Annotated in this window: 23 protein-coding genes and 2 pseudogenes; 4 read left to right on the top strand and 21 right to left on the bottom strand. The window is 66.4% G+C overall.

The features are described 5' to 3' along the window. Positions 1-9 precede the first annotated feature (9 nt). The 8 genes and pseudogenes from AB0G13_RS11610 to AB0G13_RS11575 form a co-directional block, all read right to left on the bottom strand. A complete protein-coding gene (locus tag AB0G13_RS11610; protein WP_357872405.1) occupies positions 10-576 on the bottom strand; it encodes a GNAT family N-acetyltransferase in 567 nt (188 codons plus the stop codon). 164 nt (positions 577-740) lie between these two features. Then, a pseudogene (locus AB0G13_RS11605) lies at positions 741-1,081 on the bottom strand (HAD-IA family hydrolase); the annotation flags it as partial. Positions 1,082-1,496: 415 nt separating this feature from the next. Next, positions 1,497-2,210 (bottom strand): DUF6518 family protein, encoded by a 714-nt coding sequence (locus AB0G13_RS11600; RefSeq protein ID WP_357872402.1) that lies wholly within the window; start codon positions 2,208-2,210, stop codon positions 1,497-1,499. A 53-nt stretch (positions 2,211-2,263) separates the two neighbouring features. Continuing rightward, complete coding sequence (locus tag AB0G13_RS11595) at positions 2,264-2,755, bottom strand: GNAT family N-acetyltransferase (RefSeq protein WP_357872399.1); 492 nt, start codon at positions 2,753-2,755, stop codon at positions 2,264-2,266. A gap of 45 nt (positions 2,756-2,800) precedes the next feature. Continuing rightward, entirely contained in the window at positions 2,801-3,010 is a 210-nt protein-coding gene (locus AB0G13_RS11590) for a hypothetical protein (RefSeq protein ID WP_357872396.1), read from the bottom strand. 47 nt (positions 3,011-3,057) lie between these two features. Beyond that, the gene (locus AB0G13_RS11585) at positions 3,058-4,494 is read right to left on the bottom strand and encodes a site-specific integrase (RefSeq protein WP_357872394.1); all 1,437 of its coding nucleotides are present in this window, start codon (positions 4,492-4,494) and stop codon (positions 3,058-3,060) included. Next, positions 4,491-4,676 carry a helix-turn-helix domain-containing protein gene (locus tag AB0G13_RS11580; protein ID WP_030329852.1) on the bottom strand — a complete coding sequence of 62 codons (186 nt, stop codon included), beginning with the start codon at positions 4,674-4,676 and terminating at the stop codon, positions 4,491-4,493. The genes AB0G13_RS11585 and AB0G13_RS11580 overlap by 4 nt, the downstream gene beginning before the upstream one ends. Next, on the bottom strand, positions 4,673-6,445 hold the full coding sequence (locus tag AB0G13_RS11575; protein WP_357872391.1) for a replication initiator: 1,773 nt from the start codon (positions 6,443-6,445) through the stop codon (positions 4,673-4,675). The genes AB0G13_RS11580 and AB0G13_RS11575 overlap by 4 nt, the downstream gene beginning before the upstream one ends. Positions 6,446-6,546: 101 nt before the next feature. On the opposite strand from AB0G13_RS11575, the gene AB0G13_RS11570 reads away from it, so the two are divergent. Then, positions 6,547-6,894 carry an ADP-ribosylation/crystallin J1 gene (locus tag AB0G13_RS11570; RefSeq protein ID WP_357872388.1) on the top strand — a complete coding sequence of 116 codons (348 nt, stop codon included), beginning with the start codon at positions 6,547-6,549 and terminating at the stop codon, positions 6,892-6,894. Positions 6,895-6,917: 23 nt separating this feature from the next. Here AB0G13_RS11570 and AB0G13_RS11565 read toward each other — a convergent pair whose 3' ends face one another. From AB0G13_RS11565 to AB0G13_RS11540, 6 genes are all read right to left on the bottom strand, one after another. Then, positions 6,918-7,373 carry a hypothetical protein gene (locus AB0G13_RS11565; RefSeq protein WP_357872386.1) on the bottom strand — a complete coding sequence of 152 codons (456 nt, stop codon included), beginning with the start codon at positions 7,371-7,373 and terminating at the stop codon, positions 6,918-6,920. Further along, positions 7,328-7,471, bottom strand: coding sequence for a hypothetical protein (locus tag AB0G13_RS11560; protein WP_357872383.1), 144 nt, complete (start codon positions 7,469-7,471; stop codon positions 7,328-7,330). Before AB0G13_RS11560 ends, AB0G13_RS11565 begins: the two co-directional genes overlap by 46 nt. After that, on the bottom strand, positions 7,468-7,659 hold the full coding sequence (locus tag AB0G13_RS11555) for a hypothetical protein (RefSeq protein ID WP_327030084.1): 192 nt from the start codon (positions 7,657-7,659) through the stop codon (positions 7,468-7,470). The genes AB0G13_RS11560 and AB0G13_RS11555 overlap by 4 nt, the downstream gene beginning before the upstream one ends. Before the next feature lie 5 nt (positions 7,660-7,664). Further along, a complete protein-coding gene (locus AB0G13_RS11550; protein ID WP_151453819.1) occupies positions 7,665-7,919 on the bottom strand; it encodes a hypothetical protein in 255 nt (84 codons plus the stop codon). Next, positions 7,916-9,508 (bottom strand): FtsK/SpoIIIE domain-containing protein, encoded by a 1,593-nt coding sequence (locus AB0G13_RS11545; protein ID WP_357872477.1) that lies wholly within the window; start codon positions 9,506-9,508, stop codon positions 7,916-7,918. Before AB0G13_RS11545 ends, AB0G13_RS11550 begins: the two co-directional genes overlap by 4 nt. Positions 9,509-9,809: 301 nt before the next feature. Then, positions 9,810-10,205 (bottom strand): transcriptional regulator, encoded by a 396-nt coding sequence (locus AB0G13_RS11540; protein WP_357872381.1) that lies wholly within the window; start codon positions 10,203-10,205, stop codon positions 9,810-9,812. Between the two features lie 449 nt (positions 10,206-10,654). Here AB0G13_RS11540 and AB0G13_RS11535 point away from each other — a divergent pair, with 449 nt between their 5' ends. Continuing rightward, a complete protein-coding gene (locus AB0G13_RS11535) occupies positions 10,655-11,101 on the top strand; it encodes a hypothetical protein (RefSeq protein WP_357872379.1) in 447 nt (148 codons plus the stop codon). On the opposite strand, the gene AB0G13_RS11530 is transcribed toward AB0G13_RS11535, so the two are convergent. The 4 genes from AB0G13_RS11530 to AB0G13_RS11515 all read right to left on the bottom strand — a co-directional run bounded on the left by AB0G13_RS11530 (position 11,085) and on the right by AB0G13_RS11515 (position 13,489). Further along, positions 11,085-11,861, bottom strand: coding sequence for a glycosyltransferase (locus tag AB0G13_RS11530; protein ID WP_357872376.1), 777 nt, complete (start codon positions 11,859-11,861; stop codon positions 11,085-11,087). The genes AB0G13_RS11535 and AB0G13_RS11530 overlap by 17 nt on opposite strands. Beyond that, positions 11,849-12,670 carry a GntR family transcriptional regulator gene (locus AB0G13_RS11525; RefSeq protein ID WP_357872373.1) on the bottom strand — a complete coding sequence of 274 codons (822 nt, stop codon included), beginning with the start codon at positions 12,668-12,670 and terminating at the stop codon, positions 11,849-11,851. The genes AB0G13_RS11530 and AB0G13_RS11525 overlap by 13 nt, the downstream gene beginning before the upstream one ends. Positions 12,671-12,819: 149 nt before the next feature. Next, a complete protein-coding gene (locus tag AB0G13_RS11520) occupies positions 12,820-13,164 on the bottom strand; it encodes a precorrin-4 C11-methyltransferase (RefSeq protein ID WP_357872370.1) in 345 nt (114 codons plus the stop codon). After that, positions 13,157-13,489 carry a hypothetical protein gene (locus AB0G13_RS11515; protein ID WP_357872368.1) on the bottom strand — a complete coding sequence of 111 codons (333 nt, stop codon included), beginning with the start codon at positions 13,487-13,489 and terminating at the stop codon, positions 13,157-13,159. Before AB0G13_RS11515 ends, AB0G13_RS11520 begins: the two co-directional genes overlap by 8 nt. A 549-nt stretch (positions 13,490-14,038) precedes the next feature. Here AB0G13_RS11515 and AB0G13_RS11510 point away from each other — a divergent pair. Both AB0G13_RS11510 and AB0G13_RS11505 read left to right on the top strand, forming a co-directional pair. Then, complete coding sequence (locus AB0G13_RS11510; RefSeq protein ID WP_357872365.1) at positions 14,039-14,461, top strand: GntR family transcriptional regulator; 423 nt, start codon at positions 14,039-14,041, stop codon at positions 14,459-14,461. 869 nt (positions 14,462-15,330) lie between these two features. Then, positions 15,331-15,576, top strand: a pseudogene (locus AB0G13_RS11505) (HAD hydrolase-like protein); the annotation flags it as partial. A gap of 91 nt (positions 15,577-15,667) precedes the next feature. Here AB0G13_RS11505 and AB0G13_RS11500 read toward each other — a convergent pair. Genes AB0G13_RS11500 through hsdR form a run of 3 tightly spaced genes read right to left on the bottom strand, consistent with a single transcriptional unit; the run spans position 15,668 to position 21,258 of the window. Next, positions 15,668-17,389 carry a restriction endonuclease subunit S gene (locus AB0G13_RS11500; RefSeq protein ID WP_357872362.1) on the bottom strand — a complete coding sequence of 574 codons (1,722 nt, stop codon included), beginning with the start codon at positions 17,387-17,389 and terminating at the stop codon, positions 15,668-15,670. Further along, the gene (locus AB0G13_RS11495) at positions 17,389-18,855 is read right to left on the bottom strand and encodes a class I SAM-dependent DNA methyltransferase (RefSeq protein WP_357872359.1); all 1,467 of its coding nucleotides are present in this window, start codon (positions 18,853-18,855) and stop codon (positions 17,389-17,391) included. Before AB0G13_RS11495 ends, AB0G13_RS11500 begins: the two co-directional genes overlap by 1 nt. Positions 18,856-18,867: 12 nt before the next feature. Continuing rightward, positions 18,868-21,258: an EcoAI/FtnUII family type I restriction enzme subunit R gene (hsdR, locus tag AB0G13_RS11490; RefSeq protein WP_357872356.1), complete on the bottom strand. Its 2,391-nt coding sequence runs from the start codon at positions 21,256-21,258 to the stop codon at positions 18,868-18,870. Between the last annotated feature and the right edge of the window lie 273 nt (positions 21,259-21,531).

Genomic DNA, 21,531 nt, shown 5'->3' with positions numbered 1-21,531 from the left:
GTTTGCCCACTATCGCTGAGGTGCTCCGAGATCACCGGGCACCAGCGAGAACAGGATGACATCGACCCGGCCAGCGTGGATGAGTCCAGCATTTCGCATGATGCCTTCTCGATGCAGCCCCGCGCGCTCAGCCACCTTCTGGGAGGCGACGTTGTCAACCGCTGCCTTCAGCTCCATACGCTCGAAACCCTGATCGGCCAAGAGCCAGCGCCCCACCGCCCGAGTCGCTTCGGTTGCAACTCTGCGTCCTCTGGCCCAAGGGGCGACCCAGTAGCCGACCTCACTGATTCGCGCGCCCCAGTCGGTCTTCTTCAGACCAACCGTGCCCAGGAGATGATCGTTCCTCGCATCGGCAATCGCGAAGTGGATACCGTCACCCGACTCCCGCAAGGCATGCGAGACCTTCGTACACCAAGTGGTGGCGTCGTCGAGCGTGTACGGCTGAGGTAGTGGCAGCCACCGTTGCGTCAACTCGTCCGAACACCCCGCGTGAGTAGCCTCGACGTCCTTGCTGGTGAACGGTCGGAGAGTCAGCGCTCCTTCATGTATTGACACCTCAGGAAAGGCATGCGCCATGTGCGTCTCTTCCTCTGCATGAGTCTAGTGAGCCGGCGGATTATAGCGAGCGAGCGTTGGCGCAGTCTTTGACGGGCATCCTGCCTGGACTGAGTCGAGTACGGCCAAAGGGCTGCACGCGGAGCTAAACTCGCCCGCTGATTCTCAGTTCCTTGACTGGGCGATCAAGTACCTAGCAACTTCTCCATGCCGACGATCACCATGTCTGCCCTAGCCACTCGGAGCGCCCCGGCCTTGGGCGGCCGATTCGCACAGCCGAGCACCGCGATCCCGGCGGCCCCACGCTCCCTCAATGTTCGAGAGCGAGTCGCCAATCAGCACGCACCGGCCCGGTGGCTTACCGAATGCGCGCGCACGGCTCGCAGGATCGGTTCCGGGTTGCGCTTCATGCGCCCAACTCGGCGTACGCCTGGCCGATCACTTGGGACACGTGCCCCCCCGCGAGCCGATGCGCCGCGAGGTAGGCCGTCACCGCGCCGGCCGAGTTATTGCTGACCACCGCCACCGTGGTCGACCCCGGTAGGTCCTGGCGAGCGGAGCGAGCGGATAGCGCGCTGTACGACCTCGGGACGGGCCGTGACGCATCCATCGCGGGCTCGCGTGACGGATGCCTGTCGGATCTCGGCGACACGTACACGACACAGCCAGCGAGATCGAGCGGGTTGGAGCGGGACCGGGTGAGACCCACGAAAGAGGCCCCCGACCGGCGTTCACGCTGGTCAAGGGCCCCTTTCTGCACCTGGTGGCGGGTAGAGGATTCGAACCTCTGTAGCTTTCGCGACGGATGTACAGGGCGTCCGCGATCTTGGCTGGGGCACAGTCACTGAGCTGCCGTTTCTGCCTTCCAATCGCCTGTCCGAGGGAGAGCCGCCCACCATCTGCCCACGGATGGAACTTTGCCCCCAGGCCGCCCCTCGCGGCTACAGCGTCATCCGAACCGACTCGATGAGGTGCCAACTCGCGATGCTCGCCACCGTCGACACCGCGGTGGCCATCAAGAAGGCCCGCAGTGAGACCTGTGGCCGGCAGAGGCGCAACGCAACGAGCGCGCCTGCTGCCGCAAGGAGAAGTTGCACCGCTGCCGACCCCAGCCTCGTCCAGACGAAGGAATCCATGGGACCGACCCAGACGAACGCGATGAAGAGAACGGTGCAGGCCGCCTCCCCGGCAAGCAGCCCGAGCGCTACGCCGAGAGCAATGCCGGCGTTGCGGGTAGTGCCCGTCCTGAAGACGTGGGCGAGGTAGCCAAGCAGCAATCCGCCAAACAACGAACCAACCAGCCAGAAGGCCGACGCGCGCATGATGGAGCCGAACCCGTCCGGTGGTGGCGTCGAACCGCTGAGCCACTGCCGGCTCAGTGAGGCGATGAGGCCGTAGTAGGTCAGCGTCGCCACGGCGAGTGTGGCGACCCCAGCGACCAGAGCTGATCTCAAGGTCGTGGCGTAGTAGCTCACGGCGACGGCCACCACGGCCCAGGCGAATCCCGAGCTGAAGGCTGGCATGAGGACCCTGCCCACAGCTTCCGGCACGAGGTCGGCAGCGAACGCCGCCATCCCCAAGGCGACTCCCGCAAAGACCGGGGGAAGCACCTCTCGCCACGCCCTTCGTCTACCGAGGGTCTTCGAATCCGTCACCTGAACACCGCCGGGACAATCAAGGTTCACTGCTGCGCTCTCATCCGCGCTGCCTACGGACGGTCGATCGCGTGCATCACCTGACGCGCGCCGAACTCCTCGAACGCGTCGACCCGCGCCATACCCAGGGCTTCCAGGAGTCGGACCGAACGGGTGTTCGCCTCCTGAGTGACAGCGATCAGACGGGCGGCGTCTGGAAACCGTTCGAAGGCCAACCCGATGGCCGCCGCACATGCCTCCCGGGCGTACCCTCTCCCCCACCACTCCGGCAGGAAGACGTACGACAACTCAAGGTCACCCGTGCGGTACCGGCCCAGGTGGCACCTACCGACGACCTCCCCGGAGTGCGTCGCCACCATTAGTCCGCCCGCCTGGTCGTATTTCCGCCGCTCGGCCACTTTTTCATCAGACACCGGGCCGCCGAGGTATCGCCGCATCACCGGGTCACGCCACATCCGTTCAATGACAGCCATGTCGGACGATTGGACCTCGCGCAGCACGAGACGTTCCGTTGTGGTCAGCGCCTCGCCATGCTCGGTGCTCAACGGCTCATCCTCCACAGTTTCGCGGTCATCCGCGTACGTCTCCGATCAGTCGTCCTTCGGCATCGGCCACACGTCCCGGGAGTCGTTGAAGGCCCCGGCCGGCGGTGGCTCGACGGTCAGGGACTTCAACGCACGCGGTAAGGAGTTGACTCCACGTCTCATTGACCGCCACAGCGACACGGCCAGGTATACCAGGGCGAAAACCGCAGCAGAGCCCAGCGCGAACAGCAGCACGAGGCCGACCATTCCTGTCATCACTCAAACATTCTGGACCAGTCGAGCGTTGGGGCGGGCGTCGTGGATCATCCGAGGGCGTCGCCGATCTTGTCGTTCATGGTGTCGTCGCCGCCGTCGATGCAGTTGGCGTAGACGCGGAGCAGGACAGCCACGCCGTGGCCCAGGCGCCGGGCGACCTCGGTCGGCGGGACGCCGGCATTCAGCCAGAGCGAGGCCGCCGCGTGGCGTAGGTCGTAGGGCCTGCGGACGAGCGGCGAGGCGACCTGCGATTCGGTCAGCGCCTTCTCCCGGGCGAGCTTCCACCACCGGTCGTACACCGACTCGGAGAGCGGCCCACCGTGCAGGCCCCGGAAAAAGCGACCGTCCGGGCCGACACTGTGGTTTTCGACGTGCGCCGCCAGCAGCTCGACGAGCCGAGGCGGGATCGGGACCGTCCGGGTTTCCTGCCGACCCCGGTGCTTGAGGCCGCGCCGTTCGTGGGAGCCGCCGTCATCGGTCCAGTGCGACCCGGCGCGCGGGGCGGTCCCGGCGAGCACCAGCCGACCCCAGCGGTATTCGATCTTTTCGTGGTTGCAGGACCCGGAAGGCTTGACCGCCGCCAGGTCGTCGAAGTCGGCCGCACAGTCGACGCATCGGCCGGGAAGGTCGCAGTCCTCTCGCCGTAGGTCTGCCGCCTCGGAGGGCCGCATCCCCGCGTAGTAGAGGCAGCCGAAGAACGCGGTGACCTTGTCGGCCCGTTTGCCGAGAGATTTCACCGCCTCCAGCAGCGTGGCGACCTGGGCAGGATTCGCCACCACCCGCCGGTCGATGGACTGCGCCACCTCGGGGGCGGTCCACTGCACCCGGTCGACCGGGTTGGAGGCGATCAGCTCCAGCTCGACGGCATACCCGAGCGCGTTGTAGAAGGTGGCCCGCTTGCGCTGGACGGTGGAGGCGGCCGCAGGCTTGCCGTCGAGGCGTACGCACAGGCTGTCCAGGACGCGGCGGACCACCGCGGGCGAGTCCAGCTCGACGACCGGCAGGGACGCGGTTTCCAGCCAGGCCAGCACCGCCGCGTGGTCGGCCGGGATCTCGTCGGACCACCGACGCGGGTTCAGCCCGTAGAGGTACAGCGCCTCACGAAGCAGCGCGTCATCCGGTCGGCCCCGCTTTGTCGGCCGGGTCAGGGTCACCGTGATCGAGGTCAGCGCCTCGACGATCGACCGCCGGGTCTTGGCCGCCGCCCGGGGCCACTTCATCTCGACGTACGCGCGGCTGTGCGCGTACCACGTGGTGGGGTTCTTGGTTCTTGCCTCCGAGACCGGGCGGCCGGTGGCCGGGTCGAAGGGCTCCCCCGCGTTGGCCGCCTGGACCAGCTCGGCGCGGAACGAGTGCGCCAAAGCCTTGGTACGGAACATCTCCTCGAAGCGCTGGCTGCTAACCGCCCAGCGAACCCGCCACGGCCGAGCCTTCCGGTCAGCGCGCTTGCCAATCTCCCAGATCTGGACCTCGTAGCTCTTCACGCCGCGTCCTGCTCCAGGTCACCGAGCCACCGACCGAGCGCCGACCGGCGGACCCGCAGCTGCCCGTTCGGGAGCTTGATCACCCGTGGTCCCTTGCCGGTCTGCCGCCAGTAGAACCAGGTCGAGCGCGGTACGCGCAGCTCGGCGAGCACTTCCGGCACGGTCAACAACTCCTCGTTCACTGTCTTTCCTCCCCGTGGTGCTGTGCGCTGTGCTGAGTTGCCGAAAGTTCTGGTGACCCCTGCGCGGCCCGGTCCTTGGCGGCAAGCAGTTCGGACCGCCAGCGGGCGCGTTCGCTGATCGACCGCATGAGCCGGTGGGACAGGGGTCCCACGTCGGGGTCGTCGGGTCGGGCGAGTTCCCAGGCGTGCCGGACCCGGTCGGCGGTGACGCCCTGGTCGTCGACGACCTGACCGGTCTCGGCCGCGCCGCTGTCGGTGGTGGCGCCGAGCAGTGCCCGCACCCAGGCACGCGCGTCGTGTTTGTGGTCGGCGAGGGTCTTTCCGGACCAGTCGCGGGAGATGAGGATGCACCGCCCGCCGATGCCGAGGGTGTCCCGCTGGTGGACCTTTCCCTTGCAGCGGCCCGGCTTGAGCCTCGCGTGCGCCTTCTTCGGCTGAACGCCGTACAGCAGCCAGTTCGCGCAACGGTCGGTGCACGGTGTCAGCTGGAGTTGCTGCCAGAGCCGGTCGAGGTGCTTGCGCTGCCGGTCGGTGGTCGCCTTGTGGCAGTCGCCGGTGTGCTTGGTGATGTACTTCGTGACGTACCGGATGGTCCGCTCTGCGTCGACGGTGCCGGGCATGACGCCGCGTGCGTCGACCTGGGTGCCGAAGCGGACGACGTGCACGGGTTCGGCGTCCGGGTCGTCGTCGATGGCGTCGAGTGCTTCCGTCCAGGTGGTCAGCGGCTCCCGGGTGTCCGGGTCGACCCATGCCGCCGCCTGCTCGTCCCAAACCGGGAGCCGGTCGAGGGTGTACCGCTGGACATCCACGCTCGGCCACCACACCTGGTGGTAGGTCGCGGCGGCTACGGTGCGGAGCACGTCGCGGGGGATGGTGCCGCGGATGGCGAAGTGCGCGTGTGGGGCGAGTCGGCGTTGGGGCTCGACGCAGCCGGCGTACTGGACGTTCCAGCCCTCGCAGCGGCGAAGGTTCTGCCAGAACCGGTCGAGCAGCCGGGGGAAGTGCACGGCGTCCCAGGCGGCGCGGCGGTAGTCGTACCGGTCGGGGTCGACCGGGGTGCCGTCCGGGCGGACCGGCCCGTACGAGTCGAGCGTGAGCGTCAGCCACATTGACGGCCGGAAGGTCGAGCCGTCGGGGGCGGTGTAGGTCTTGCCGACGGTGCGCCGCTCGACCTTGCGCCGGGGCAGGTCGGGGGCATCCTGACGCCGCCTGGTCGAGCGCTTGCGCCGGCGGCCAGGCTCGTCGTCGGAGTCCTCGTCGACGCCGCCGTGGGGTGGCCCGACGCGACCGCGCAGCCCTTCCGCAGCGATGCCCTCTTCTACCTCGCGGATGGCCTCGTCGAGGTCGGCGACCTGGTCGTACTGGCTGGCCCGGCATGCTTCGTCCCGGGCGAACTCGAAGTGTGCCCTGAGCAGGATCAGCGACTTCTGTTCCTCGGTCGCGGGTTCCGGGCCGGGTAGTGGCTCGTTGTCGCGGTGCCAGCCCTCCCGGATCTGGGCCTGCCGCAGTCGGCGGTTCTTCTTCGCGCACGGCGCGCACTTGTCCTCACGGGTCGCCCCGCAGGGCAGGTCGATGACCTCCGTCAGGCCGGTGTCGAGATCGGTGCGGCGCATGGCCAGAGGGCGGACACAGACGCCGTACTCAGCCGCGATCTCCTTGAGCACATCGACCGAACGGGGCAGCGCCATGCGGGCCGCCCGCGACCCCGGCCGAGGAACAGCAGCCGGGGTCGGGGCAGGTTCGAGGCCAGGCAAGGTCTCCGTAGTCATCGGCACACCTCCGGCTGACCGGGCAGGAGACGGCGTGAACGTTCGGCCCGGCAGTAGCGGTACTGTCTGCTACCGCGACCGACCACAGCGGCGAGGGCGACATGAGCAGCGACGGAACGACGGTGCTGTGGCGCCCCATGGGACAGCAGGAACTCAACCTCGTCCGCGAGACTGGTTGGCGCAGGTGGCCGGCACTCCCGCCAGACCGAACGCACTTCTTTCCGATCCTCAGCGAGGACTTCGCGATCAGGGCCGCCCGAGACTGGAGCTTGTTCGGACCCGCGCGCTGCGTAGCCCGCTTCCACGTCGAGACAGGCTTCCTGGCCCGCTACTCGACACGGTCCTTCGGCGGATCCGCCGCTCCGATGCTGTGGGTTCCAACCGAGGAACTGGACGAGTTCAACGCGCACCTCGTCGGGCTGATCGAGGTCGTGCACGAGTTCCGGTAGCCGGACGGCGGCGGGCATGGCCGTCATCGGATGATCCCGACGACCTGGGGCCGGTTGGGCTGGACGACGCCGAGCGGAGGCAGCACGGCGGCCGGGGCGGGCACGGTCGGCTCAGCCGGTCGCTGCGGTTCGGGCGCGGTGACGACCTGCTCCGGGACCTCATGGGTCCAGTCGACCGGCGGCTGGTCCGGTTCGGGGGTGGGCGGGGTGACCGGGGCGTTGGACAGGACGACCTTCACCAGGGCGAGGAACGCCAGGGACGGTACGGCCGCCACGATCCAGCCCCACACCGAGTGTTCCGCTTCGGCGACCTGGGCGGCGAGGGACAGCAGCGCGAACGCGACGAGCAGCGAGGCGACCAGGCCGACCGGGCGGCGGGCACGACGGCGGGCGCGGAGTTCGAGCCCGAGGTAGATCGCCATCAGTTCGACGGCTACGGCGTTGGCCCAGCCGATCCAGTGCGGTTGGCCGTGGGCCACGGACAGGTCGTGAACGTGGTGAAGGCAGCGGCGCCGGCCATCGTGCCGATGGCGAGCAGGATCACCAGGCGTACCGCGGATTCGGTGCGCTCGGTCATCGCCACTCCTCCAACGGCTTCTCGCGGATGGTCACGTCGATGCGGATGCGCCGGTCGTTCATGTCGCGGCGGCGGTTGACCATCTGCGCCAGGCCGTGCAGGGCGGCGGCGGTCTGGTCGGCGGGGCCGACGAGCTGGATGCGCAGCGGACGCCGGAGCCGGTTGATGAAGCGGGTGAGAGTGGTCATGGCGGTTACCTCCGGGCCGGTCGGATGTCGGTGCGGATGTAGTCGGGAGGGGTGCCGAGCGTGGCGACGGCTTCGGAGAGGCAGCGCCACAGCGCCCACGCCTCGTCGGGGGTCAGGGACATCCGTCGCCGGCCCGCGCCGACCGCCAGATAGACCGGGTACGGGTCGGGCCGTTCGGGGTCGACCCGGACGGAGACGGCGGTGGTCGGTTCGGGGGTGCGGAGCCGGTAGAACCGGCGGCCATTCGGGGTGGCGGTCACCGCGGATCACCCCCGCTGTCCCGGTCGAGGAGGTTCCGCAGAGACTCGGGCAGCAGCGGCCCGGACGGCTTGCGGGGCAGAGGAGGGCGCACCGGTTCCGGAGCCGACTCGCGGCCGACCTGGGCGAGGATGTCCGACGCGTCGACCGGTGCCGGGTACTGCCGCGCCATGTCGCGGATGTCGTCGTCGCTGATGTACGAGAAGCGGACGCGCAGGGGTTCGGGGGTGCCGTCGAGGATCACGTACCCGACGCCCTTGGCCCATCGGGGCAACTGGTCAGCCAGGGCACCCCGGTTACGGGCACCCTCGCCCAACACGAGGTCGACCTGAGCCGCCTCCGTGAGCCCGAGCGCGATGCGAGTCGGGAACAGGTCCCGGAACGGCAGCACCTCCTTGCGAGGGTCCTGCAACGCGGCCACCACAAGGACCCCGACCCCGGCACCCTGCGACAGCAGCAACCCGAGCGATCCGGCGATGCGCTTCCGCAGATCGGCGTCTTGCAGGTACGCGGTCAGCGCGGCCATCTCGTCGACCACAACCACGACCAGGGGGTCAGCTTCGGTCGGGGTGTGCACCCGGACCGTGCCGGCGAGCCGGGTCTGACGTTCCCGCATCACCGTCACGGCCTCATCGAGCAGATCGGCCATGGCCTCGAACGACTTGCAGGCGAACCGGGCGAACATCGGTCGGCCCATGGCGAACTCCATCCCGCCCTTGGGGTCGATCACCCAGAGCCGCACCAGGCCGGAGGCGATCCCGCCAGCCAGGGAGCGAACCAGCGACCACAACACCGAGCCCTTACCGGACCGGGTGGCCCCGCCGATGAGGACGTGCGTGGCGAGCAGGTGCAGCGACCAGACGCCCAGGTCTTCCCGCCGCGCCAGCGGCAGCGCGGTGAAGTCCGGGACGGCCGGAGCCTCGAAGGGTGCCACCACCGGTCGCAGGGCATCGGTACGGACAATCACCAGGTAGACCACGGTCGGCCGGTCCCGGAACCGCACCCGATCCACCATCCCCAGCAGCACCGCCCAATAGCCGGTCCGGTTCGGCAGGTCGTCGGGCCGCTCGGAGTAGACGCGGGCGTGACGCCGGCCGAAGGCGTACGCGAGGTTCGCCGTGACCCGTTGGAAGTCGGCCGGGGTCTGCCCGCGGACCATGCGGATGGTCAGCACGTCGACGGCCTGATCCGAACGCACCCGCCGCAGCTCAGGAAAGACGGCCTGATGGTCGTACGTCTCGGCGAGGCCGCACAGGGTCATGGCCTCACCCCACGCGCGTCGGTACACGAAGACCTGACGGAACCGGCCGAGCAGCGGCCCCGCGCACCACCGCCACCAGGACGCCTCGTCGCGCCACCGCCACACCGCAGACAGCGCTAACGCCAGGACCAGCGGTACGACCAGACCCGCCCAGCCGTAGTCGGCGTAGAGGACGACGGCGAGCACGGCCAGGCCCACGGTGACCGGGTGACGGAGGCACCACCAGCAGGCCAGGGCGAGCCAGCGCAGCACCAGGCCGAGCATGACCGCCCACATCGGCAGCTTGAACCGCTTCGGCCGGATCACCATCAGATCCCCGGCGGTCACCATCACTACCCCGCCACGGCGCCGGCGCATCATCGCGCACCCCGCAGCGACACGAACCGGCCCGACGCATCGCGGACCGCAGGAAGGGGAAGAACGAGCTGCCCGACGCAGAGCGGGCACCGGTCAGCCGCGCCGCCGGCCGGGTCGAACCGGGACTGGCACACGCCGCACCGAGGCTGAGCCTGGGCAGCCGAACGCCTACGCTTGGACACGTCACTACCTCTCTCGACAGAGCAGGGGGAAGAGACAGAGGGCGGGGCTGCCGTCCGCCAAGACCTGACAGCCCCGCCCCCACCAGATGCGGCTACGCCGCCGCCTTACTGGCCAAGCCCGCCGGGGCACGCATCCCGGTCGCCCGCAGCGAGTACGCCATCCGACCGTTGTTCGACACGTACGGCGTGACCGTCATGCCCTCGAACTCCACCGCCTCGAACGGGGCGCCCGTCGGCGGAACCGGCTGGTAGTCCGCCGAGATCTTTACCGTCGTTTCTCGCGACCGCTTCCCAAGCTCCGGGTCGAGGTCCATCACGCGGACCTGCCACACCCGCTGGCCGGTCAGCTTGTCCTTCGCCGGGCTGCGCCGGCCGGTCTTCTCGTCGTAGTCCTCGACCTCACCGAGGGACTCGGGGACCAGGGCGCATCCCGCCGGGAACACGTCCTCACAACGCACGGCGAATCTCGTACCGCCACGCAGAGCCATCGCTCAACCTCCAGGTTGTTGGCATGTCTGCCAAGTTGAGACACCAAGGTAGACGGCACTTGGCAGACAAGTCAACAACCTTCCCTCGACCGATATGTTCGATCAGCCCGATATGACGCCACCGAATACGACACCAAGGTCATAAAAATATCCGACTCGGTGACGGTTATTTATTTGTTTGTTATAAGCAGTTTGTTCGAGCCTCTTGCATCAAGCCGACGGTCTCAGTAATTTCGAGACCAACCAACAGAGGCCGGGCGGCCAGGAAAAGACCGGAGGCTACATGTTCACGCTAAATCTCTCGCTGCACATAACGCAGAGGGTGGTAATTTGCATTCTGCTAGTCCTGCTGATCTCTTGGCAGGTTATTCCCGCAGCTCAGTAGGGTCAGGCCCCGGGCCAATAAGGCAGGGAGGATTGAAGGGCCTTATTTCGGGTAGGAGCGGGCCATGTCAAGTCAGAGAAATTCAGAGACTGGCGATGAGCACGCACGTCCATCCGGGCTTGACGATACGACTGTCGAGGCGCTGGGCGAACTGAGTAAGGCTCTAGAGACGATCCACCGGGTAAGAGGGCATCTTTACTCGGCGCACCAGCTCGTCGGCGGAGCCGATCTCACGCTCGACCGGGTGGTGGAGTTACTGCGAGACGCCGGGCACGACGAGGTGGCCGACCGGGTCGAGCATGAGCTGTTGGGGCGCAACGTGCTACCCGGCCGGTGGACGTTCCAGATCATGGAGGAGTTCGACGACGGTTACTACGCAGCGTTCCAGGAGATCGAGCGGGACGCGCGGGAGAGGCTAGCCGGCGGACGGCGGCACATCTATGAAGCGGAGATGAAGCAGCGGCGCCGCACTCACGGTATGCCGGGACACGAGGCTACGCCGGAGGCGTGAGCGGAAGGCCGTGCGGGAGCATCGAGGCCAGGGCGTTAGCTCTGGCCTCGATGATCTTCATCCGTCCCTGATACTCAGCAGGTTCCCGGTGCGCAGGCTGGCTGGTGACCTGGCCGGGCCACTTGCGGTAGAGCAGGCCGTATTCGCGGGTGAAGTAGCCCTCACTGACAGCGTTCGCGGCGAGCAGAAGGCCGGTGTCCTCCGAGGCGGGCAGGGCCATCCAGCCGCCCAGGGCGAAGACCAGATCCCGACGCAGGCACAGCGTCGCCGGATGCACGGACGCGCGATAGCCGTTGGCCTGCCAGAACGACAGGACCGAACCGCAGTCGACGACCCCGCCGGCTGGATCCTGGTCCCATCCGGCCGTCGACCCGTCGGGCAGCAGATCGAGCACCCGCGAGGTAGCCCAACCGATCTGCGGGTGCGCCTCGAACGCGGCGATGTCCCGAGCGAGCGCGCCGGGAGTCAACTGGTCGTCGGCGTCCAGGACCTTGATGAGTTCGCCGGAAACTCGGGAAAGCGCGAGGGTACGAGCCACGCCAGGCCCGCCGGGGCGGCCGGTGCCATGACTGATCCGGGGATCATCGGGCAGCGCGTCGACCAGGGCGCCGGTCTGGCCGTCCTCCTGGACGAGCCATTGCCAGTCCCAGCCGTCAGGCATCTCCTGCTTGGCCAACGACTCGTACGCGCCAGCGAGGTACTCGATGCTGGGCGCGTGGACCGGAGTGATGACCGAGACGAGCTGCGTCAAGTTTTCCACCGCTGGAGTTTGTGGGAGTAGACAAGCTCGGTGCGGTCGCCCGGCATCACCACGTCGGCGACCTCGACGACGCGGCCAGTGGTGTCGACCGAGGTCTTCCGCACGGTGAGCACGGAGACGCCCGGGTCGATGTCCAGCAGCTCGGCCTCATCGGGCGACGGCGGACGCGCCCTGACTTCGTCGTCGATGCGGTCTAGCTCGATGCCGAGGGTGTAGAGCTGGTGCTGCGTACCTCCCGGCCACGGTTCCTTGCCCTCGTCGAGCAGGTCCGGGTTCGCGGCCACCAGGTCATACGGCAGGTAGGAGTACGACACCGTCAGCGGCGCGTTCTCGTGCCGGGAAGACGTCCAGTAGACCCGGCGCAGCAACGGCGTACCCGGCTCGACACGCAACGCCGCCGCCATCTCCTCATCGGCGTTCACCCGGGAGTACTCGGCGTGGAACTTTAGGTCATCGACGGTCAGGCCGGTGTCGTGCTCGGTGGCGCCGGTCTTCAGCCGCTCGGCCTCGTCGAGCAGGACGCGATCCTTCTCCCACTGGTACCGCTCGGTGTTACGACGACGTACCCGCTGGCGGGGTGCCCGCACGTAGGTGCCGCGCCCCTGCTCCGCCCGGACCAAGCCCCATTCCCGGAGCTGCCGGATGGCGTTGCGGACGCTGGTACGGGACAGGCCGGACGACTCGGCCAACTCGGTCTCGCTCGGCATCAGCGTGCCCGGTGCCAGCTCACCGCTCATGATTTTCGCCCGCAACTCCTCCGCGAGTTGCAGGTAGCGAGGGCGCCAGTCCCGGCCATGCACACCGGTCACCGTACCCCCTAGACGTTCCAACGTCTGCCAGGTGGTCCCGCCTGCCGGCCGCTCGGGAACCGGAGGGACCGTTACCGCCGCTCGCGGTGCCTGCTCACGGCGAGGGCCGGAAGCACGAGGGGCGGCTACGCCCCGACGGCTGTTGGTGTTCACCGCTCTTCCCCGGTCCTTTCGTCTCGCCCAAGCGCCGGCAGCATGGCCAGACGGGCTTGCGTCAGCTCGTCAATGAGCCGGTCCACCTGCGCCGGCGACAGGAGCACGGTCTGAGTTGCGCCATAGCGGGTCGCGTCGAGTTTCACGGCCAGGTCCCGGCGCGCGAACCGGTCAACAAGCAGTTGCACGCTGACCCAGCCGGTCCGCTCCCGCCCAACGGTGGACAGGAAACCCCGGTGCATTGGGTCGTTGGGTCCGCAGCCCCGGCACCACACCGGGCACACAACCGGCACGATCGACGACGTCGGCCGACGCTTCGTCATGGGTTCGCCCTCACTCATCGTCGGCCCCCTGGTGGCTGCCAGCTTGCTCCAGCAGTCCGCGGAGCGTCTCGACCAGTTGGGCAACCTGCGGCAACGGCAACTCCGCCCAGGCGTTCCCGGCCCGGCACGTCGCATGAACCGCGATCAAGGGCGCCCGGACATCGGCACCGATGAGGTACGTAACGATGAGCCCGCCCGCCCGGAGGTCGCCGACCCGGCACATCGGGCCGCGATGGCGGCGGGCCATGTGCGTCATCAGCGGCGGCACCAGGTGGCCGCAGCGATCCGGGACACACCAGGCCGGGTGGCTCGTCACGTCGGCTGGTCTGCTCGTGCGGCTCACCGTGGCCACCGCCCACCGTTGCCCCGGTAGAGCTGCGCCCGCGTCATCAGTGGCGCATACCGCAGCGCGGGCAACTCCCTCGTTGGCCCCGCGAACCACCGTTGCGAAGGCGGGAAAGAAACGGGGCGTGCACTCGCCAAAGCATTGGTGCCGGCGGCTCGGGTCGACGGACGCCACCAGGAGCGCCAGGACGAGAACCAGCGGCGCCGACGATGAGAGCCGGACATTGCACCTCCACAGTTAGGCGGGGACCGGCGGCCAGCCACGGGGAAGGCGGCCAGCCACCGGCCCGGATGAAGGCACGGCGCACCGTCCGACGCAGACGGGTCGGGTATCGCCGAGCCAACTTGTACGCGCGGCTACCGCAACCGGTCCAACAAGACGCCGCGCGTCGGGTGCGGCCAGGGCAGGTGCGACACCACCCCTGATACGTGCCGTCACCCCGGCCGCACACAAGGAAACGTATCTACAAGTGGATGAGTTGTCTAGACGTCGAAACGAGTCACTTGGTTGGCACTTGGTAAGACAAGTGCCAGGTACGGTGAGCAGGTGCCCACCCCGCACTACGGACAGCCCCGCTACCGCGTCATCGCCGACGAGCTGAGGGAACGCATCGAGAGCGGTATCATCCCGCCGGGCACTCTCCTGCCGACCGAGAGCACGCTCACCACCGAGTTCCGGGCGAGTCGCGGCACAATCCGCCAGGCAATAGCGGTCTTGCGGGAAGCGGACTTGGTCGCTACCGAACACGGCCGCGGCACCTACGCCAATCCCCGGCGGCACGAGAGCGGGCTAGACCAGGGTTCCGAACCGGAAACACGAAAACGCCAGATCCCCGCGGACCCGGAGCTTGCAGCCCTCTTCGCTGTCGATGTGGGCGCGACCCTGATCGAACAACAGAGGGTCACCCGAACAAATGGAGCCGTCGGAACAGTCGTCAGAACCTACCGACTACTTCAATCGAACCAGTAGGTACGTACGCACCTTCGATACATCCTCAAGGCGGCCCTGAGCGGGCCGCACGCGCCGCCGCCAGGGCGCGCGCCGGCCGCTGCCGCCCTGGCCCTGGCCCTGGTGAGCAGCGGATGGTAACCGAAACGGCGCCCGTGCCGATCCGTGCCCGATGTGGCGGTCAACAGCGAGTGGGATTCACCGGACCGGGCATCTACAGCACAACCCTGCGTGTTCGCCGGACCTGAACGAGGTCAGTGACCATCGACGCAGCGTGAGGACCAAGGCACCTTCCAACCTGACGGTGCTGGTTCGGTGGCAGACGGGATGGCGAAGTGATCACGGGCGTTGCACGTGCTGGCTATGGCTCGTCTCTGGTTTAGCAGGTTGGGCGGATGCTTCTAATGCGCGACGCTGCCACAGGGCGAGGCTGTGGCGGGTGCCGAGGGTGTGGGGGTGCTCGGGCCCGAAGACCCGCAGCCGGTCGGTGAGGAGTTGCGAGGGCGGTGGCGGCGCCGGCTGGGTCGCCGGCCTCACCGCGCCAGTCGGCGAGGCTGTGGCGGGCGCTGAGGGTGCGGGGATGGCCGGGCCCGAGGCGAACGCAAACAGCAAGATCCCCACCGACGTTTCCGCAGGTGGGGATCTCTGTGCGCGGCGAAAGGCTATGTGGCCAGGGGCGGGGGTCGAACCGCCGACCTTCCGATTTTCAGGCACCCGCATTTCCGCAGGTCACCCGCGCATGCAACACCACCGGCCGTGCCCTGGGGATCGTCAGCAACAATTCGGCCGCTGCTATTGGCAGCTACCTGGCACGGCTCGACCGCGCCCGCCGTTCGTCGCCATCATCGGCCGCGGCCACCACCCCGACCTGATGAAGCCCCCACCCGCGCCCAGTCGCGCAGGCACTCGAAGCACTCAATGTTCACCCCAGCGCGGCCATCCTGGTAGGTGACGCAGCGACTGATGTCGAGGCAGCTCGCGCCGCAGGGGTCGCGAGCATCGGATACGCAAACAAACCTGGCAAGGCGGGAACGCCTCGCGGCCGCTGGTGCAGACGTGATCGTCACCGACATGACCGAGCTGGCGCATGCCCTCGCTGCGACTCGGAGGCCAGCCAGACAGTTGCCCTGAATTGAGGCCCTTGAGGTGTCAAAGCCACCGCACGCTGCCGATGTGGGCCTGCCATCAGCCGCAATGGAGACCGGCCCCCTTGTGGCCGGTGACACATTATCGAGCAATGACGGGCGCGGCCGCCGATTGCGTGCCCATCGATTGCGCCAAGGCGGCGGCGGTCGCTTCCGCGAGACGGTCTCGCGGCGGGATGCACCGGTCCAGTTCTGCGCAGAGGTCGAATAGGAATCGAACTCTCTGCGCGATCCTGACCTGCTCGCCGAGTGGTGGAAGCGGAATATGCAACGCTTGAAGCTGAGCGCCGTTGATTCCGATATTCCCTGCTGTCGTTGACGCCACGCCTTCGATTTGCCTCCTTGTTCCCGCCGAGTTGAGGGCGATGGCGAGAAAGTCGTGATCCACCGAGATGGCCTTCATTCGAATAAGTTTGTCGGGGTGGAGATAGGTGCCATCGTGGGGCGGCACGATTGCGACCCGCCCTACGAATCGGAGGTTCCCGTTGAATCTGCAGGAGACAAGGTCACCAGCCTCAAGGATGCATGGAGCAGCGTCGTTTTCATCCATATCCACGTACTTGTGGTCCCCAAGGTCCACAAGCCCATTCGGGTCCGACGTGCCAGCGCTGATTCGTAAGAGGCGATAGCCGACGCCGCGGTTGTTTGGCGTTGCTCCCGTCCCGTTCCGGCAGTGCCGGAGGACTGATCCGAGAGTTGTCCACTCCCAGCCGAGCGGCATTGGTGGCGGTGGCAGCCAGGGCGCCAGGGCAGGTAAGCGAACACCCAAGAGCGCCTTCTGGTGTTTCAACTCCGACCGCTCCTTGGCAATGTCAGCCAAGAGGTCTTTGGCGGGCAAGTCGTCTGGGTTCCGGGAGCTTAGCTTTCCCTGAACTGCGAGTTGCAGGATGGCCTGGCGAACACCATGAATAGAACCGGCATCGTCTACGAGCGTTGACCAGTTGGCACTGATGCGCTCCCAAGCTCGGCGCAGGTCGTCGGCAGTGTCAGCGTCAGTGAGCGCATCGAGGGCCGAAGCCCGAAATCGGGTAACAGCGCGCTTGCGGCCCTCCCGGCGGACTTCGAGGTTGTCGCACATCCCCATCAACTCGTCCACCTTCGCCACGATCCGCTCCTGCTCGACGAGGGGCGGGACTGGCACGAGAAGATTCGTCAGTGACTTTTTATTGAGAGTGCTTCCCATGATTGCGGCCTTACTATGGCCTGTCTTCGTCAGCAGCGGCAGAACCCGGAACAGGTACTCCTCCGTCGCCTCGAATGGCGAAGTGATGGACACTATCGCCTCGTTGTGAAACGCCGGGACGGCCAGACGAGCCACCTTGCCGATTGTCAACTTAAAGCTCATTAAGATGGTCCCTGCGGGGTTGGGCTCACCCCTGAAGACCTCATCTCGCGCCTTGGCACTCACGGATCGATTGGTCTCGTTGACCGCGCCGCCGTCGGGCATGTCACCGATCGTCACCCAATGGTAATCACCGCCATCCGCCCAAAACGTGGCGTCCTTCGTCGGCGGTGTCCGTCCCGGCGTGAAATCGCAGACCTCCTTAAGCCGGGCCCAGCGCCAGGTTTCGGGGATGTTCCAGAGGGCATCTTTCGTTGTCACCCGCTCAGTAAGCGTCGAGAAGGTCACGAGCCCCTCCGTCGCGATTGCGCGCAGCATTACGTCTGCTGGCTCGTCGGCAGGGTCGTGTCCCACCAGACGGCCTCGAACGGCGAGACGGAGCACGAGATCCCTCAGTCGGTGGACACCGTTGGGCGCACCGGCGAGAGTGCCAAAGTTGTCAAAGAAGGTCTGGGCGTCCATCAGTGGCTCACCAGGGCTTCGGCAAGGGTTGCCCGGAGGGACTCCCGGGCCGCTTCCACCTCAGCGTTGGCTTCGGCGTACCGGGCGAGGAGCACGTCGGGATCTTCGTGGCCGGCATCAACGACGTGCGGATTGGCGATGTCGAGGTTGTAGCCGCCGGCGGCGATTTCGCCAACTGTCACCTTCCAGGCTCGCTCGTTCTCTTCCCGAGCGTTCCACCACGCTTTCTCGGGTGCAAACTCCTCGATCCGCATGGGCTTGGTCTTGGAGTAGCTCTTGTAGCCGTCGGGGTACGGGTGCTCGTAAAACCAAGTCTCCTTGGTGGGCTCGCCCTTGGTGAAGAACAGAATGTTCGTCTTGATCGTCGTGTAGGGGGCGAAGACGCCCTTGGGTAGCCGGACGATGGTGTGTAGGTTGCACTCCTCCAGCAGTCTGCGCTTGATGCGCGTCTTAATGCCCTCGCCGAACAGGGTGCCGTCCGGCAGCACGATGGCACCTCGGCCACCGTCCTTCAGTAGTTCCATGACGAGCACCAGGAACAGGTCTGCGGTCTCTCGGGTTCGGAACTCGGCCGGGAAGTTGTTCTCGATCCCGTCTTCCTCCATCCCACCGAACGGCGGGTTGGTAACGATCACGTCGACCTGGTCCTGGCGACCGTAGTCGCGCAACGGGCGCGCAAGAGTGTTCCCATGACGGATGCCAGTGGGTACCTCGATGCCGTGAACCATCAGGTTGGTGACGCACAGTAGGTGGGGGAGCGACTTCTTCTCGACGCCCTGGACGCTAGCTTTCAGTGCCGCGAGCTTGGTCGGGGTGTCCGCCTGAGAGCGCAGCTTCTCGTAGGCGCAGGTGAGGAAGCCGCCGGTGCCGCAGGCTGGATCCAGCACGGTCTCGCCGAGCCGGGGGTCCACCATGTCGACGGTGAACTGGGTGGCAGCACGGGGGGTGTAGAACTCCCCGGCGTTGCCGGCGCCTTGCAGGTCTTTGAGGATCTGTTCGTAGATGTCACCGAACGTGTGGCGCGTCGCCGATTCGTTGAAGTCGATATCGTCGTTGATCTTGTTGATCACCTGGCGCATCAACGTGCCGGACTTCATGTAGTTGTAGGCATCCTCGAACACATTGCGGAGCAGCTCGGCTCGCGGGCGGGCCTTCCCGCTGAACTGTGCGATGTCCAGGTTCTTCAAGGTGGGGAACAGTGTGTTGTCGACGAGGGCAAGCAAGTCGTCGCCGGTGGGGGCGGAGGCACCCAGCGCAGTCCCGTCGGCCCACGCGGCCCACCGCAGCTGCGATGGCACGGGTGACTCGTAGGTGTCGTCCTCAAGCTCCGTCTCAGCCTCGAGGTCGCTGTAGATCTTGAAGAACAACATCCAGCCAAGCTGACCGATGCGCTGGGCGTCGCCGTCAACTCCGGCGTCCTTGCGCATGATGTCCTGGATCGACTTGATGGTCGTTGAGAGAGACACAGTTGCTCCGGGTTAGGCGGACTCATAAAGGGCGGCGTCGAGCTCGCGCAGGGCAGCGAGGTACTTGTCGCGTCCGCCAAATCTACGGACCAGCTCGATCGGGGTTCCCAGGCGGGGGAAGGGTTCCAGTTTGAGCACCTCGATCTGACCGATCGACCCATTGCCCTGGTCGGCGTACTTGTCCAGCAACGCGGCCAGAACCTCGCGAGCTTGCTCGCCGTACCTGGCGAACACGTCACGTTTGCGGACATCGTCAGCCCGCTCTCGGCGGGTGAGCGCGGGCTGGTCGAAGGCGACGTGGCAGATCAGGTCGAACGGATCAAACCTCCCGTCGGTAGCGTCCTCCAGGGCATCGAGCAGTACGCCGCGCTCCAGCAGTTCGTCGAGGATCGCCTGCTTGCGGTCGGCGGCCTTCCATCGCTTGAGGAACTCGTCCAGGGTAGAAAACTGCTCTTGGACGGTGCGACGGGTGTAGTCCTTGAGCGACTCGGTGATGAGCTTGCCGTCGCGGTCGTAGTACTGGACTCGCTCCGCCAGGACGGTGAACTTCACGCCGCTCACTACGTAGACGTGGCGGTCGGCTTCATCCGTCTCCGCATCGTCGTAGACGTGGTCGGGATCGTCGAGGACTATGTCGATCTCCTCGTCGATCGGCTCCTCATCGAGGGCGGGGTCAGGCGGGGCGACGTCCTTGTCCCCCTCCGGCACTTCGTACACCTGCAGCGGGGGGCCGTCCCAGTCTGGGTCGGCGAACAACTCGGTCGCCTTGCGGAAGTCCAGGATGGTGAAGTAGTGCTTGCCATAGTCGGGCCGGAGCCGTGTTCCCCGGCCGACAATCTGCTTGAACTCGGTGAGCGACTGAATCCGCTGGTCCAGAACGATCACATGGCATGTCTGGGCGTCGACGCCCGTGGTCATGAGCTTTGAGGTAGTCGCGATCACCGGGTAGGGGCGCTTGGGGTCGATGAAATTGTCCAGCTGCGCCTTGCCCTCCGCGTTGTCTCCGGTGATCCGCATCACGTAGCGACGATCCGCGTGCACCAGGGGCGCGTTCTCCGGCACGTTCACCAGGGCCTGCCGCATACGCTCCGCGTGGTCGATGCTCTGGCAGAACACGATCGCCTTGTTCATGGGATCCGTGCCGTGCAGGAAGGAGCTAATCCGTTGGGCGACGGTTCGGTCCCGCTCTGGGAACACAATGTCGCGGTCGTAGTCGCGCTGGTTGTAGATTCGATCCTCGATCACCTGGCCGGCGTCATCGACCTGGCCCGCCTCCGGCCGCCAACCCAGCAAGTCGTGGTCTAGGTCGATTCGGACCACCTTGTAGGGCGCAAGGAAGCCGTCCTCGATGCCCTGCTTTAGGGAGTAGGTGTAGACGGGCTCGCCGAAGTAGTTGATGTTCGATACGTACTTCGTTTCCTTCGGTGTGGCAGTCATACCGAGCTGGATCGCCGAGTCGAAGTAGGCCAGAACCTCGCGCCACGCGGAGTCCTCCGCGGCGCTGCCCCGGTGGCACTCGTCAACCACCACAAGGTCGAAGAAGTCTCTCGGGAACTTGTCGTAGATCGATTCCCTGCCCTCGCCTCCCATGATCGCCTGGTACAGCCCGAGATAAATCTCATACGAGGTGTCGATCCGCCCGTGCTGGTCGACCAAGCTCCGGTTGAGCTTCTTCATAACCCCGCCGAAGGGTCGGAAGTCGTTCTGAATCGTCTGATCCACCAGGATGTTGCGGTCGGCGAGGAACAGCACGCGCTTGGCGGTCTTGTTCTTCCAGAGCCGCCAGATGATGTTGAACACGGTGTAGGTCTTGCCGGTGCCCGTGGCCATCGCGAGCAGGATGCGCCGTTGTCCCCGTGCGACCGCCTCGATTGTGTGGTTGATAGCCAGCTGCTGGTAGTACCGGGGTTCCTTGCCTCCGACCTCGGCGTAGTTAGGACTCGTGATCAGGGCTTCGTCAGAACCCTCAATACCTCGCCACTTTTTGTAAAGAACCCACAACATATCTGGGGACGGGAACTGGTTGAGCCTCAGCGTCTGCTCGATCTCCGGGAGCGTGCCGGTCCGGTCGTGGAATAGGAACCCATCGCCGTTAGAACTAAACACGAATGGCACGTCGAGCGCCTCGGCGTAGGCGAGTGCCTGCTGCATGCCGGAGCCGAGGGAGTTGTTGTTGTCCTTGGCCTCGATCAGTGCGATCGGCAGGTTCGGCTGATGGAAAAGGAGGTAGTCTACGCGCTTCCGCTTCGCGCGGGCCACCAACTTGCCGCGAACAATGATCTTGCCCTCGGTGAACCCGAACTCCCGACGCCATCGATTCGATGCCCATCCAGCCTCGATGATCGCAGGCGTGATGAAGCGGTCGCAAATGTCCGCTTCGCTCAGCATCTTCTTGTTTGTCACCGTCTATGCCTCCCCGCCATTGACTACACGTTAGCGATACGGCGCTCGAAGGGGTATGGCAGCTTCCGACGTTGCGGTCTGTCGTTGCAGGTCTGAAGCGTGGCCTGAAGGGGTGTCTAGTCCCACCACATGCTTGACGGATCCGTCCCAGGACATGCTTGACGTGCGGTCTAGAACCTTGTCCTGATGAGGGCGGGCGTTCAGAGATCAATGTGCTGTTCGACGGCGGTCGGGTCATCTGGCTCGCCGAAGCGGAGGGTGGCGTGCGCTGGC

Origin of the sequence: Micromonospora sp. NPDC023633 (genome assembly GCF_040640035.1) — a bacterium.
Taxonomy (GTDB): domain Bacteria; phylum Actinomycetota; class Actinomycetes; order Mycobacteriales; family Micromonosporaceae; genus Micromonospora.
Note: the sequence above shows the minus strand (reverse complement) of the source record. Positions and strands in the feature narration are given on the sequence as shown.

Coding starts and splice junctions, on each gene's coding strand:
- AB0G13_RS11535 (WP_357872379.1), top strand. CDS start 10,655: ATGTCAAGTCAGAGAAATTCAGAGACTGGCGATGAGCACGCACGTCCA.
- AB0G13_RS11540 (WP_357872381.1), bottom strand. CDS start 10,205: ATGGCTCTGCGTGGCGGTACGAGATTCGCCGTGCGTTGTGAGGACGTG.
- AB0G13_RS11590 (WP_357872396.1), bottom strand. CDS start 3,010: ATGACAGGAATGGTCGGCCTCGTGCTGCTGTTCGCGCTGGGCTCTGCT.
- AB0G13_RS11575 (WP_357872391.1), bottom strand. CDS start 6,445: ATGACTACGGAGACCTTGCCTGGCCTCGAACCTGCCCCGACCCCGGCT.
- AB0G13_RS11500 (WP_357872362.1), bottom strand. CDS start 17,389: ATGGACGCCCAGACCTTCTTTGACAACTTTGGCACTCTCGCCGGTGCG.
- AB0G13_RS11545 (WP_357872477.1), bottom strand. CDS start 9,508: ATGGTGACCGCCGGGGATCTGATGGTGATCCGGCCGAAGCGGTTCAAG.
- AB0G13_RS11610 (WP_357872405.1), bottom strand. CDS start 576: ATGGCGCATGCCTTTCCTGAGGTGTCAATACATGAAGGAGCGCTGACT.
- AB0G13_RS11560 (WP_357872383.1), bottom strand. CDS start 7,471: ATGACCGAGCGCACCGAATCCGCGGTACGCCTGGTGATCCTGCTCGCC.
- AB0G13_RS11570 (WP_357872388.1), top strand. CDS start 6,547: ATGAGCAGCGACGGAACGACGGTGCTGTGGCGCCCCATGGGACAGCAG.
- AB0G13_RS11520 (WP_357872370.1), bottom strand. CDS start 13,164: ATGAGTGAGGGCGAACCCATGACGAAGCGTCGGCCGACGTCGTCGATC.
- AB0G13_RS11555 (WP_327030084.1), bottom strand. CDS start 7,659: ATGACCACTCTCACCCGCTTCATCAACCGGCTCCGGCGTCCGCTGCGC.